This is a genomic window from Dapis brunnea BLCC-M229, from assembly GCF_050015995.1.
In the GTDB taxonomy this organism is placed as follows: Bacteria; Cyanobacteriota; Cyanobacteriia; order Cyanobacteriales; family Microcoleaceae; genus Trichodesmium.
Genome location: NZ_JBNHEP010000171.1, coordinates 23,678 through 37,701 on the forward strand (window position 1 = coordinate 23,678; position 14,024 = coordinate 37,701).

Genomic DNA, 14,024 nt, shown 5'->3' on the forward strand with positions numbered 1-14,024 from the left:
TAGATTAGGATGTGAGGCCAAAACCATAACTTTAGATAGCCAAAATTTTGATCGTGTTCACTTCTAATTCCTTCTATCCTAACCTTTGCTTCACCGACCATAACCGCCGATTTATCTCAGAAAAATTAGGTCATTGCTGGTTGTAGATTCCAAGAATTAACTGTATTTAAGTTGGAATTCTCCATGTTTATTTTCTTTCGAGCAAATAAAGGTTGGGGATAATCTATGGCATATCCTTGAGCATAATCCACTCCTATGAGTTTAATATTTTCCATTATCTTGCTGTTTTCAACAGTTTCTGCAATAGTCTTAATACCTAATGTATAACCTAGATTATGGATTTGTTCTATTTCTCTAATATTTTTCTGATTATTACTAAGTCCCTTGACTAATTTACCATCAATTTTCAGATAATCTATAGGTAATTGTTTGAGATAATCAGGCATTAATTTGGCACGACCAACATGGTCTAAGGTAAACTGACAACCAATTTCTTTGAAAACACTAATTAGCTTTGCCACTTGCTTCATGTTAGCAATAGCAATACTTTCACTGATTCCTAAACTAATTGTTTCTGGGGAAATTTCATAGAGATCAAACTGCTGAGACAAGAAATATATGAATGTTTCATCATTGATACTAGCTGCACTGAGATTAATTTCATATACACAATTACTATTGCTTTTAGCAGTCTGAGAAAGTCGAGTAAATAATTGGCGAATGACCCATCTGTCAATAGTTCGCATCAAATTGTAACGTTCAGCAGTTGGTATAAACTTTCCAGGTAATATAATTTGCCCTTTTTTATTCTTCATTCGCAGCAAAATTTCTGAATGTTTAGTGTTTAAATTTTGCTTGCTAATGGGAAATATACTTTGAGTATAAAGGCAAAAGTTTTGTTCTTCAAAAGTTGTGGCAATAGTCTCTAACCAATCTTCACTTTTAGCAAGTGGTAGGTAACTTCTTGCTTTAGCTTGAGACTCTAGTTGTTTAGCCCATAGGAAGAACGGGCTTTTGATCGTATTCCACAAAAATTCTGTCTGGCAGGCTGTAACAGTATCTGTTTGAATTGACTTACCCTTTTTCATCAGGTGAAGTACCAATCGCCGAATGTCGTTAGCCATGTATGCTGGCAAAGCCAAAGGTTTTTGCCAACTTTTAAGAGTCATCATTCTCAAATGATTTCGGCTCAAAGCTGAACAGCGAAGTAGGCTTAGTAAGTAATCTCTTTTCAGTCGGGAATTAGGAATCCTATGATAAACCACCATTGCTGGGTTATACCAAATTTGCCAGCCTGCTTGTTGAATATGTATTAAAACCTCTAAATCTTCACAGGCTAATCCTGCCTTTTTGCCAGTATGGTTCAAGAACAATGTTTTTGGCACATTTTCTTCCCACGCTTGTTTACGAACTACTACTCCAGCACCAGGAGGTAACATTTTCTTTTTAGGCTCATATAAATGTGGCTTACTACCTCGTTCTATAATTGCTAAAAAACAAGCTATCTCTTTAAATCTTTTTGGAAGTTCTGATTCTGAATTTTGCTCAAAAAAGTATCCATGAATCTGACTGCCAAAAGCACCAACTTGAGGATTATTTTTCCCAAAAGTATAAGCTTGGGCTACCCATTCAGGATCGGGTAAATTATCATCATCTAGAAAACCAATAAATTCTCCTCTGGCTTTTTCGACTGCTCTTTGTCTGGCAAATGCAGCTCCTTGCTTTGGAGCAAAAGCATATCTCAATGGAATGAATTTAGGCCACTTAGCTTGATAAGCTGCTACTACTTGAGCAGTGGTATCTGTGCTGTTATTATCAACTACGATTACTTCCCATGAGAAGTTCTCGGTATTTATTTGTAATTTTAATCTGTCTAATACTTCTGGTAGACGGTCTTCCCCATTATAAGTAGGGATAGCAACTGTGAAATCAACCCCTTTCATATTTAATTTTGCACCTCAACTACAGTTTTTTTGATCTTCCTACCTAGTATTTGTACTTACAAAATAACTAAGTAATTTGTGAATTATTTATCTTTCGCCTAAGTTATTGGCGTTTATAGCAATTTTTTCAAAAAATTAAGACTAACTAACTCTAAAACTCATAAAACAAGCCACAATACAGCAAGCGAAGCAAAGTTAAAGACAGAATCAATCAGGAGTAAACAGAAGAAAAACGTGAGTAATCTATAGTGATGATTATTCAACAATGTTCTAATCTATACTTCAGTTACGATAACTAGTCCATAACTGTATGAGTGTTTGTCAGATTTTTTATTTGTCTTATATCCGATAATATACTCCCCTATTTCCTGTTTTTTATGAAGAATCGGTAAAGATTTCCCAGAAATTTATGAATTTTCTATGAAGAGACTTAATATTTAATTTTTGTTACATACCTGAGTGTCTTTGTTCTTCAGGTTAGTCATTTTATTAAAAATTGTTAGCCACAAAGCTTGACTTTTTTTTTTTTTTAAGGTAGAGCCTATTAATAGGATTAATATTTTCTTTAGAATTACAACAACATTTGGTCATATTTGCAATAAAAGTAAATAAAATAACATCAAGCCAAGATTACGGAGAGACGAATATAGTGCTATGTGCAAGTTAGAAGTCGGATAGGGGAACCGTCGGATTGGTGAGATACAGAAGTAATTCCGGATTAAGTTAGCATTTATAGAACCCCTAAGCGTATCTTTGTCAGCGACCCACGTTTTTTACTAGGAGTCAGGAGTCACGAGTCAGAAGATGGAGGGAAGGTATAAGGGAAAAAGGTTGAAAATACTCCCCACCTAACCATCTCTTTTTAAATAGATCTCAAATGGGTTCTATAAATTTCCGCGCCCTATTTGCCTAGTGCTTCATAGATAGACTTTTACCTAAGATTTGTGTCTAAAGTCTTATTCTTAAAGTAGAGAATATCATTTCACTCATCAGTTATCAGTTATCAGTGATTTAAGAAAAAAGGTAAGTCTGATTCATTCACAATTGATAATTCTGGAAAACCAGTGGAATTAAACGATGAGAATTCTAAAGTTAACGTGAAATGATATCAGGGAACGAAGTAACCCCTTTTCGACTCTCTTTAAGAGTAGGGAAAGCTTAACCAATGTCGAACAGGGTGGAGGATTCCCCAAAAAGCCAGCCTGGAGTAATGCTCGAATGGACGCAGACGTGGGGAGGTAATTAAGGTAGGCGGTAATATCAGTAACCAAAAAGCCGAGACGCGGTATTAAAACCAAACCGAGAGCAGGAGACTCTTTAGATGAAATAAACCTCCCGGCAATCATGCCAAAGATGATAATATTAGCGTGGCCTCAACCCTAGAACCCTGGAAATCAAGGTGGGAAGTAAGGGAAAATGTGAACCTAACCTCGAAGTAACCTTAGTTATTAGGAGCCTCTGGGAGCTGGAAACTCTCAAGTCCGGTTTTGAAACAGAGGTGAAGGGTAGTGATACCCTCATCGACTGTAACTTTCCATCATCAAAAACTTGTTCTAACTGTGGTCATGTTCAAGATATGCCATTGTATTTGAGAACTTATGATTGCCCAGAGTGTTGGTTGTCAATAGATAGAGATTTGAACGCCAGTATAAATTTGAGAGATGCGGTCGGTGAGAGCTACGCTCCGCCTTCGGCGAACGACCGTGAATGCCTGTGGATGAGAAACCGCCGACGGCCTCGGTAGAAGCAAGAAGTAAACATGAAAATGTGACGTTTTATATCGGTTTTATAGAGCAGTGCTGACTGTAGCTACACTCCTATCTATAGCATCACCTGCAAGGTCAAATCGACTTAACGACCTTTACTACAGTTGCTACGAAGACGGAAATAGTAACAGTTGTGGGAAGTTAGGCATCCTCTGCGGACAGGGAAATTCGCGAGCTTGTAACTTAGTTAATACTGCTAGTAGGGCAGGTATTACTCAGATTAATTATTACTGCCGACAGCGAAATAATAACCGAGCCTGTAATTTTTTGGGACAGGTTAATCAAATGGGTGGTCCTGGAAAATTAGGTCGTTTGTGTAGTCAGGGCGATCACTGAGCTTGCAATACTCTTGGTATTATCGTTTGCTATGCGGCAGAAAATTCAAGAGGTGACCAAGCTCCAAGGTGTGGCCTGCTCGATTAGCAGCGATCGCTGCCTCTTAAGTAGATATCTTCAGAGATATAAATTTTTGCTTTTTTGGCCTGTATTACCTTTAGCAGTTCCCGGCCTAAAATTCTCAAAGGGATGATTTCCAGGCACCGGACTTTCGATTTGTCTGTTGCGCCTGGTTCCTTTATCATGCAATGACAAAAATGTCAAGCAATAGCTTCCAAAAATTAAGGAAAAGGATCCTCATCAACTGCTGAAGCCTGAGTTCTATCTAAAATAGATCGGGTTTATGGATTTCAGTGATTTATTCATAAACAGCCATTGGCAAAGTCGGAATTTTTGAAAAAAATTTCTGAGTTCCCTAAGAACTTTAATGGTAAAATAAAGTTGCTATCCTAAAACATCGTAATATCTTAAAGCTAAACTAAAAGCCAAACTATTAGCTAATAGGTTGAATAATTGAGCATTAAGTTAACAAACTAATAAGATTATTAGAAATATATATTTCGTAGATTTAGTAGGAAAAGCTTCCCCAGCTATCATCCATCTATAACTTGGGAAAATTACCTCTAGTTAGGAATATTTGATAGTGAGGTTCAAAACCTCCAATATAACTTTGAGGTTTAGTTGAGGAGAATAGGACAAAGTTATGCGAATATTACAAATAGTACCATCTATTTCTCTTGTTTATGGCGGTCCGAGTCAAATGGTCATCGGACTTTCTACTGCTCTTGCTGCTCAAAATATAGATGTTACTATTCTCACTACAGATTCTAATGGGGATGCTGGTCAGCCACCTTTAGATGTTCCTCTTGATAGACCTGTTACACAAAATGGTTATCAAATTCGTTATTTTCGTTGTTCTCCGTTCCGTCGTTATAAGTTTTCTCTACAATTATTACAATGGTTAAATCAACACGCTGCTGAATTTGATTTGGCTCATATTCATGCTCTTTTTTCACCAGTCACTACTATGGCTGCGACTGTTGCTAGAGCTAATAATTTACCCTATATTTTAAGACCTTTAGGAACTTTAGACCCCGCTGATTTACGCAAGAAAAAACAACTCAAAAAAGTTTATGTTTCTCTGTTAGAAAAGCGGAATATTGCTCATGCTGCTGGGCTTCATTTTACCACTACACAAGAGGCGAAAATTTCCGAAAGATTTGGTTTATCTACAAAAGATTTAGTAATTCCTTTAGGTGTTAATCCTCCAGAGAATATTCAGGATGAAAATTTGGCTAATTATCTCCAATCTCATGGGATAGAAGTTAAACATCCCATGATTTTGTTTATGTCTCGCATTGAACCAAAAAAAGGGCTAGATTTATTATTACCTGCTTTAGAAAAGTTATTGGCAGAAGGGATAGATTTTCAATTTATCTTAGCAGGTGCAAATCCTCAAGATCCTGGTTATGAGGAAAAAATTAGGTCAAAAATACAGAATTCACCTCTTGTTAAATTTACAAAAATAACGGGGTTTGTAACAGGGGAAATAAAGACAAGTTTATTACAAATTGCTGACTTATTTGTATTGCCTTCTTATTATGAAAATTTTGGCATTGCAGTAGCAGAAGCAATGGTAGCAGGTACGCCAGTAGTTATCTCAGACCAGGTTCATATTTGTCAAGATGTGGCAAGTGCAGAAGCAGGTTGGGTGGGTGGTTGTCAAATAGAAGATATGGTTACTTTAATTAAGTCAGCTTTGCAGAATGAAGCAGAAAGGAAACGCCGGGGTTTAAATGCTAAAGAGTTAGCTAAAAATAGTTATAGTTGGCAGGCGATCGCCACACAAACTATTCAAGCTTACGAAAAAATTATTGCCTCTAAATAGGTTAATCAATAATATATTACTCCTAAGTTATCTGGTATATCTATATGTTGATAATTTTCTGATAAAACTACATTTTATCTACTTTTCAGGATTTTGATTAATTCTATACTTTTTAGATTTCTTTTTAGTAACTTGATGGATTTCTGATTTAGCTTGAAAAATTGCTGAAGCTGTTTCTGTAGAGATTTCCAAGACCTGATACAAACGAGTTAAAAACGTTTGTTCTTTACCAGATAAAACTCCATCTACTAAAATTATGTCAGTAGCTAGCATAAAAGCTGTTTCTTTATACTCCGGATGTAGTGAATCATTCGCTGTAGCTACTAAATTATTAATTCCTTTTTCGCTTAGTGTATTTAACAACCTATTGAGCATATTTGTAATCTGTTTTTCTGAATAGCCTTTAAACATGTCCATTTGAGACAAAAGCACTATAACTCGTTCTGTTTCTTGTTCTAAAAGATAACCATCTGAAGCAATAGCAGATACTGCAATAGCAGCTATTGCTTCAGTTTGCGAGAATGCAACTCGATGTGCATTGTAAGCTTCAAATACCTTATTTAATAAACTCATTTTAGGCATTGTCTCCTAATTTACTGTTTGTTGATTTTTGTACTATTTTATCTTGAATAACAGCTTTATACAGCTTATCGTTTCTATCACAGGATTATTTTTTTGTCAACACTACCTTTTGTCCATGGTAGATTTATAGAAAATTTATAAAATTAATATTAAGAATATGGAATTTGTACTGAAATTGTGCATAAAAAAAACTAGATATTTTATGGAGGGTTGAGCAAAATACTTGTAGTCAAGGTATTTCTGTGGTCATATCACTTAATTTTCATGTCTATATTTTGAGGTTATCTTACTAATTAGATACTAATTAGATAGTAGAGTTAAAAACCTCATAAATTTTGTTTTCTGAAATTGCCAATGTAACTGAGAAACACTAATAAAATTTTGAATAAGAAACTGTTTGTCAAGTAATACTAAATCTGATTACTATAGACCACATATCTTAGTTGACAAAAGCTTGATATATTATAGATTGTAGTTAAATTATTTGTGGTAAGCCCTAAACTGGATTTAGTATAAATATTAAAGCTTGAATACAGCTTGGAGTTGCATGACTAACTAATAGCAAAGGTAGGGGTTTAGTTACTAAATTATTAACAGAGGACTAGTTATACTTTAGTTTTGTTTGATGGTTGGTAAGCATTCAGCCACCTCGCTGGTCAGCTCTCAGGATGACGGCAATAATTGCTAAGATTAGTAATTAAGCTATCATAATTACTTTTAATTTTGCCTCAATACTATCAATAATAATTCCACTTCTGTCTCACAATAAGTTAATCATGCTATGGCTAATAGCGGATGGCTAAATGCTTACTATGGTTGCCAATAGTAATGCGTTCTTGTTTTCCCCTATTTCCTGTTCCCAGTGAAGTTTTCCCTGTCTACTTTTTGAGATTTACTTATACTTTATAATTATGATGAAAATATTATTATATGCAGCTTAATTTGAATTTGGTATTAATTTAATCATAGTAATTTTCGACATAATATAGTAGTCTTATTGTAGTTATGCAAAAAATATTCTGAAACAAAAAGACAGGGATAAGGAAATACCAATTACTCAAAATAATGCGGTACTTATTCAAGACTTTCATTCTTAATTTAAGGTTTTCCCAAGCTAGTAAGGTACAGCTGATAAATTACTAGCTTTAGTTAAAAAAAATTAACCTACTTCAGCTTTTATAGCTACTTGAAAAAACCTATTTGTGGTTGAGCAAATGATTGTTTAATTGATTAATAAAATCATTAATTATATGTAAATACTCATCACCAACAATAGCCGTAACATTATTATGACCTGCACCAGGAACTATATATAAATCTTTAATTTCAGCAGGAGTAACTCCAAATAATTGTTCACTCATATAGGCAGGAACTGACATATCCTCTGTGCCATGAACTAACAAAATTGGTATATCTAATTTCCTTAGTTTTGAAATAGAGTCAAATTTTTGATGCAGTAGTAATTTTACGGGAAAGAATTTATAAATCCCACCCTGATAATTGACCATATTTTGCATAGAAGTAAAAGAACTTTCAACGATCAATCCTGCCATTTGTGGGTGTCTTGTAGCTAACTCAATAGCAATAGCTCCACCTAAAGAATGACCATAAACCAATATTTTTTGCGGATTAATTTGGCGTTGATTAACTAAATAATTCCAAACAATTTCTATATCTTGATAAATCTGCGCTTCACTAGGAAAATTCCCTTTACTAAGTCCATAACCTCGGTAATCTATTAACAAGACATCAAAACCTAATTTATGAAATTTATAAGCTTTTTCAACATTCGCTCCTATATTGCCACCATTACCATGAAAATATAACACCACATCTTGAAAATCTGACATATAAGAATTAGCAGGTATCCACCATCCATATATTCGTTCCAACTTGCCTTTTTTCTGAGAGACAGGTAACCAAACATCTTCATAGGAGAGATTTACATTTTCCGGTGTTATTTCTATAACTGAACTAGGGAAAAATATAAATCGCTGTTGCACTAAGACTAGAAATATGCAGATAGCAACATATCCGATAACCGAAACTATTCCAACAATTAAAAGCCACTTCATAACAGAAAAAAGAGTAAGATTGCCACATAACAAAATTTTTTAATTATATCATATTATGTCTGCTTAATTACCTAAATAACATGGGAGCATGAAAGCCATCGTCTTTTAAACGATGGATGAAAGGCTACTCGTCGGATTTTAATCCGATGTATTTTATTTGAGCGAAAAGCCACGTTGAAGGTCTCCGTGTTTTAAACGGGGGATGAAAACAACCGAGTCGTTTAGACTAGACAACTAAAGTAATCCTGTGCTATTATTTCTCACAATAAATTTTCCAACCCTCGTTTCAAATGTACTCTTGTCAGCAAGTTTTAGTAAATAAAAATTCTGAATTAATTGCTATCTTAACATTCTTATGCGAAGAGTTTCACAAGCTAACTAACATGGGAATATATTATGGTCGGCAATTATTTTTTAAGTCTGACAAAACTCTAGGCAAGTTTGACTTGGAAAAAGTTTATAAAAACAACTATCATTACAAAGTTTTATATTCCCAAGCAGCACAACAAATATTGAGAACTGTAGTTGAATCATTTCGCTCTTATTATGGTCTTATTATTGCCTATAGTTCAGGAAAAATATCAGACAGACCAAGGATTCCTAACTACAGAAAAAAAGGGGGAATGGCTACAGTTAGTTATCCCAAGAAAGATTGTCCAGCTTATTGAATATCTTTTTGCTGACTATGGTTGAGAAGTAGTTAGCCCATCGAAACCTCGTGGCTCATGTTTCAGCCAGGGGTTAAAACCCCCTGGCTCTCATCTTCGTCTTCAGCTTTTGTAGATAATAAAATCCTGATTCCTTATGGCTTTTAACCGATACACTTTATCAACACCTAACACCTCATCAAGAAAAACTAAAAACTAAAAACTAACTTTTTAAAGTTGAGCTTGATGTTTATACCAATCATTAGATTGTTCATAAACATGAGCAACTTCAAAGAGTAAACCTTCTCTCAAAACATTACTAATCAACTGCATACCAATGGGTAATCCTTGTCGATCAAAACCACAGGGTAAACTCAAAGCAGGTAAACCAGCTAAATTAACTGGAATAGTCATTAAGTCAGACAAATACATACTCAGTGGGTCATCAGTTTTTTCACCCACCTTAAATGCTGTAGTTGGAGAAGTGGGGCAAGCCAAAATATCTACTTGAGCAAAAGCTTTATCAAAATCTTCCTTAATTAAAGTACGGACTTTTTGAGCTTTCAGATAATAAGCATCATAATATCCAGCCGACAAAGCGTAAGTACCAATCATAATTCGGCGCTTAACTTCTGAACCAAAACCTTCAGCGCGAGTCTTGGCATACATATTCAACAGGTTTTCCGACTCAGGAGTACGGAAACCATATTTTACTCCATCATACCGGGCTAAATTTGCGGAAGCTTCCGATGGAGCAATAACATAATAAGTAGGTAAACCGTAGCGAAATCTAGGACAAGAAATTACCTGAATTTCTGCTCCCAACTCTTGGAGTACTTCTACTGCTTTAGTGAAAGCTTCAAGAACAGATGAGTCTAAACCTTCACCAAAAGTTTCTTGAATTAGACCAATTCTAATTTGCCCTTTAGGTCTTAAATTAGGTCTGAGATTTTTAGTGTAATTTGGGATAGGGACATTCAGACTGGTAGAATCTTTAGGGTCATAACCAGCGATCGCCTGCAATAAAATTGCAGAATCTTCCACAGTTCTGCTAAAAGGACCTATTTGATCTAGAGAAGAAGCATAAGCTACTAACCCATAGCGAGAAACCAGACCATAAGTAGGCTTCATGCCCACCACTCCACAAAAAGATGCTGGTTGACGAATTGACCCACCTGTATCTGACCCTAATGCTACTACAGATTCTGCTGATGCTACTGCTGCTGCTGACCCTCCCGAAGATCCTCCAGGTACTCGTTCGAGATCCCAGGGATTAGCAGTGACTTGATAGGCAGAATTTTCTGTCGAACTGCCCATGGCAAATTCATCTAGATTAGTCTTGCCTAAAATTACTGCCCCAGCATCCACAAGTTTTTGAGTTACCGTAGATTCATAAGGGGGAATAAAATTTTCTAGAATCTTAGAACCACAAGTAGTAGGGATACCTCTAGTACACATATTATCCTTAACAGCGATCGGAATCCCTGCTATTGGCCCAATTTCCTCTCCTGTAGCAATTTTGGCATCCACCTGACGGGCCTGAGCGATGGCCTTTTCTGCTGTAACACAGATAAAGCTTTTCAATTTCGGCTCCAACTGGTTGATGCGTTCCAGAGCTTCTTGGGTAATTTCTACAGCAGAGCGTTCTTTACTGATTAGTTGTTGATGCAGCTCGCTAATGGATGCCATATACCATCATTCCTAAAGTTTAGCTATGAGATTTTGACAGTCTCACCATTAATACTTATTGATATAACAGGAGATTCTTGCTTGTTAGGGTTTGCCCAACTAAAAATCATTGCTGATTAATAGCTACGGTCGATTCCCTCCACAAGCATTTGTTTTTACTTCTACCGACTGTCGGGCGACGGAAGGATTTAAAACTTAAGAGTGCGAGTATTTTTTGGCTGTGCTAGAGAGTTTTTGATCCTAACCAGCCACGTTACCATTAAATTTTCAAAGGTGATAACGATCTGAGGGTGAGGAAATTACTTCCTATAATATACCTGCATTACCGCAAGCTGAATTTTACCACAAATCTTGTGAGTTTTTATAGGACTTTTCAGATTAATGGAACACAGCAATTCTCCATTACGGCCTCTGTCTTTAAGGCAAAGTTTGTGTAGTCTATCTCAATCAAAAATGCTATAGTACAAGTTATTAAAAATATTGCTATACTTTGGAAGGTGAAAAAAATCAAGTTGAATTGAATAAAAGTTACCGAAAAATTGGGTTTAAAGTCTTCCCCTTTTAGTGGGACTTTGTGTCATTATGGAAATAGCGGAAAGGTATTCAACCGCTCTAAACACCTATAGCTACTTAATTGCAGCGTTTGCACCTTGAAAACTAGAGTTATGGGGCGGACGTACAGTAATGCTTGTACATGGAAAAGCTCTAAGCAACAAGTACCAGAGAACCAAAGTTTTTTGAGGTTTGAATTGTACTGTAAGGCATACGGGAACAGGCTCTTGAAATAGAGCAAACACTTGGGGAGAGAACCATCTCTGGCTTAGGTATCGCAAGGTATCTAATTTAAGTGGACTCGGTGAACCAAGAATCGTGGTTTCAGGAGAATCTCCGTTGGACTTTTACAGTAACTTTTAATTCTTTGAAATCTCTCAATTACTTTTTCCTCCCTTAAAAGTAATAAAACTGATAGCTAATAGCTGACCGCTGAATGCTTACGTTGCTATAATATCAAAAATTTGTCTTTCAGCAATTAACAATTTTGTAAGCATTCAGCTATTAGCTGTCAGCTCAAGCGGAATAAAATCATACCTTAGGGGCTTGCAAAGAAATAGATTACCAGCAAAACTAGAGGAGTTTATGATTCAACTCAATGGGAATGCTGATGTTAACAGAACAACTCAAAGCTACTCTCAAAGATGCAGCCCGTAAGTTGACGGGTTCCCAGAAGCGAGAATTTGTCGCTCAGGTGGCCATTGATTATTTTGGTGGTTCAGCTCGTAAGACAGAAACAGAAATGGGCTGGGGTCGGGTGAGCATTCAGAGGGGTCTAGATACTCTGACGACTGGGATACCTTACCAAGATAACTATCAAGGCCGTGGGCGAAAAAAGAGTGAAGAGGTGATGCCAAACTTAGCTGATGATATTCAGGAGTTAGTCGATGGACAATCTCAAGCAGACCCAAAATTTCAAACTCTGTTTTGCTATGCTAGAGTAAGTGCACAATCAGTGCGGGATGCCCTGATCAGGGAAAAGGGATATACCTGTGAAGAACTACCCTCTCGGCAAACAATTGGTACACTGTTAAATCGTTTGGGCTATCGCTTAAAAAAACCCTCAAAACAAAGCCCCTAAAGAAAATTCCCGAAACTGATGCAATTTTCAGACAGGTGGCATTAGTTAATGCGACAGCGGACAAGGATCATACTATGTTGCGACTCTCTATTGATTCTAAAGCTCGGGTCAAGATTGGTAACCTTTCTCGCAATTGAAAAGACCGCCGTCAATTTGCTCCCCAGGCTAACGACCATGATACTCAATGGGATACAACCATACTACCCTTTGGCATTTTCAATCTACAGAGAGATGATTTAACCATTTATATGTGTGAATCACCCGAAACTTCTGATAAGATCGTGGATTGTCTGGAACAATGGTGGTTTAATAATCATCTGGACTTTCCATAGGTGGAGACTCTGGCTATTAACTTTAGATGGAGGCAGTTCCACTCGCTACAACCGCACCCAGTTTATTAAGCGTATGGTCGAATTCTCTAAAAAATATCTCCTACAGATTCAGCTAATATAAATCCGCCATATCACTCTAAATATAATCCCATTGAGCGCTGTTGGGCTGCCTTAGAACAATTTTGGAACGGCGCTATTCTAGAATCTGTGGAAACGGCGATCGCATGGGCTAGTAACATGACTTGGAAAGGAATCAAACCAGTTATACAACATGTCACAACACGCTACGAAAAAAATATTACTGTTGATGCTAAAGCTTTAGCCAACTACAAAATCGATTGGCATCCAGATGAATCTTTGCCTCAATGGACTATTACTATTGGAGCTATCTAACTGGTAAGCTATTTTTTTGCTAGTCCCTTAGTACCAAGCGTGAAAAAAGAATACTATAAATTTATCTTGATTAGGGATGCTTAAAAAGAGCTGCTCTAATTCATTTGAGAAAGCTATATCTAGCAGGATAATTTTTCCCTTTTTTTTTCAATACTTCCTCCTTTTCTTACTTCTTTCTTTCTTGAGCTGATAGCTGTTAGCGAAGCTCCTCTGTTAGCGCAGCTCCTCCGCAGGAGGCAAGAGGCAAGCTGACGGCTGAATGTTTACAGAAATGTTGTCTAAATATAAAGAGCAGCAATCAGTAGAAAGGGGTTTTAGATTTCTCAAAGATCCTCTGTTTTTAACTGATAGTGTCTTTCTCAAATCCCCCCAGAGAATTGAAGCTTTAGGGTTAATTATGGGCCTGTGTTTGTTGGTCTATACTTTGGGTCAACGTCAATTACGCCAAACTTTAAAACGATAGAAATCTACTGTGAAAAATCAATTAGGTCGTCCCACAAATAGACCAACATTACGTTGGATATTTCAATGTTTTCAGTCAATCCATCTGTTGATTAATTCTGGGGTAACAGAAATATCTAATTTAACTGAGGAACGTCTCGAATTATTAAAGTTTTTTCCTCCAAGTTGTCAAAGATACTATCTTCTGAGTTGAGATAGGATAACCATAAAAAAACATATACAATAGACTTGTCGCTTTATAAGGTAAAGTATAGAGTTAGTAGGGTGTTTGAAATGGG

At 36.3% G+C, this 14,024-nt stretch carries 8 protein-coding genes and 2 pseudogenes; 6 read left to right on the forward strand and 4 right to left on the reverse strand.

Features of this window, described 5'->3' with window-relative positions; genetic code table 11:
- Window positions 1-125: 125 nt before the first annotated feature.
- Window positions 126-1,943, reverse strand: a complete 1,818-nt coding sequence (gene hpsE, locus ACP6PM_RS19635; protein ID WP_426587580.1) for a hormogonium polysaccharide biosynthesis glycosyltransferase HpsE — start codon at window positions 1,941-1,943, stop codon at window positions 126-128.
- Between the two features lie 1,399 nt (window positions 1,944-3,342).
- Here hpsE and ACP6PM_RS19640 point away from each other — a divergent pair.
- The 3 genes from ACP6PM_RS19640 (at window position 3,343) to hpsP (ending at window position 5,933) form a co-directional block, all read left to right on the forward strand.
- Window positions 3,343-3,687, forward strand: a complete 345-nt coding sequence (locus ACP6PM_RS19640) for a zinc ribbon domain-containing protein (protein WP_426587582.1) — start codon at window positions 3,343-3,345, stop codon at window positions 3,685-3,687.
- A gap of 52 nt (window positions 3,688-3,739) precedes the next feature.
- Window positions 3,740-4,045, forward strand: coding sequence for a hypothetical protein (locus ACP6PM_RS19645; protein ID WP_426587584.1), 306 nt, complete (start codon window positions 3,740-3,742; stop codon window positions 4,043-4,045).
- A 703-nt stretch (window positions 4,046-4,748) separates the two neighbouring features.
- Window positions 4,749-5,933, forward strand: a complete 1,185-nt coding sequence (gene hpsP / locus ACP6PM_RS19650; protein ID WP_426587586.1) for a hormogonium polysaccharide biosynthesis glycosyltransferase HpsP — start codon at window positions 4,749-4,751, stop codon at window positions 5,931-5,933.
- Between the two features lie 78 nt (window positions 5,934-6,011).
- On the opposite strand, the gene ACP6PM_RS19655 is transcribed toward hpsP, so the two are convergent.
- Both ACP6PM_RS19655 and ACP6PM_RS19660 read right to left on the reverse strand, forming a co-directional pair.
- Window positions 6,012-6,515, reverse strand: coding sequence for a tellurite resistance TerB family protein (locus ACP6PM_RS19655; RefSeq protein ID WP_426587588.1), 504 nt, complete (start codon window positions 6,513-6,515; stop codon window positions 6,012-6,014).
- 1,196 nt (window positions 6,516-7,711) lie between these two features.
- Complete coding sequence (locus tag ACP6PM_RS19660) at window positions 7,712-8,590, reverse strand: alpha/beta hydrolase (protein WP_426587590.1); 879 nt, start codon at window positions 8,588-8,590, stop codon at window positions 7,712-7,714.
- Between the two features lie 290 nt (window positions 8,591-8,880).
- Between ACP6PM_RS19660 and ACP6PM_RS19665 the strand changes: the two genes are divergently transcribed.
- Window positions 8,881-9,258, forward strand: a complete 378-nt coding sequence (locus ACP6PM_RS19665) for a hypothetical protein (protein WP_426587592.1) — start codon at window positions 8,881-8,883, stop codon at window positions 9,256-9,258.
- A 210-nt stretch (window positions 9,259-9,468) separates the two neighbouring features.
- Here ACP6PM_RS19665 and gatA read toward each other — a convergent pair whose 3' ends face one another.
- Window positions 9,469-10,926: an Asp-tRNA(Asn)/Glu-tRNA(Gln) amidotransferase subunit GatA gene (gene gatA, locus ACP6PM_RS19670; RefSeq protein WP_426587594.1), complete on the reverse strand. Its 1,458-nt coding sequence runs from the start codon at window positions 10,924-10,926 to the stop codon at window positions 9,469-9,471.
- A gap of 1,402 nt (window positions 10,927-12,328) precedes the next feature.
- Between gatA and ACP6PM_RS19675 the strand changes: the two are divergent.
- Window positions 12,329-13,284, forward strand: a pseudogene (locus ACP6PM_RS19675) (ISAzo13-like element transposase-related protein).
- A 268-nt stretch (window positions 13,285-13,552) separates the two neighbouring features.
- Window positions 13,553-13,939 (forward strand): annotated as a pseudogene (locus ACP6PM_RS19680) (IS1634 family transposase); the annotation flags it as partial.
- Window positions 13,940-14,024 lie beyond the last annotated feature (85 nt).

Coding starts and splice junctions, on each gene's coding strand:
- hpsE (WP_426587580.1), bottom strand. CDS start 1,943: ATGAAAGGGGTTGATTTCACAGTTGCTATCCCTACTTATAATGGGGAA.
- hpsP (WP_426587586.1), top strand. CDS start 4,749: ATGCGAATATTACAAATAGTACCATCTATTTCTCTTGTTTATGGCGGT.
- ACP6PM_RS19655 (WP_426587588.1), bottom strand. CDS start 6,515: ATGCCTAAAATGAGTTTATTAAATAAGGTATTTGAAGCTTACAATGCA.
- ACP6PM_RS19660 (WP_426587590.1), bottom strand. CDS start 8,590: ATGAAGTGGCTTTTAATTGTTGGAATAGTTTCGGTTATCGGATATGTT.
- ACP6PM_RS19665 (WP_426587592.1), top strand. CDS start 8,881: ATGTACTCTTGTCAGCAAGTTTTAGTAAATAAAAATTCTGAATTAATT.
- gatA (WP_426587594.1), bottom strand. CDS start 10,926: ATGGCATCCATTAGCGAGCTGCATCAACAACTAATCAGTAAAGAACGC.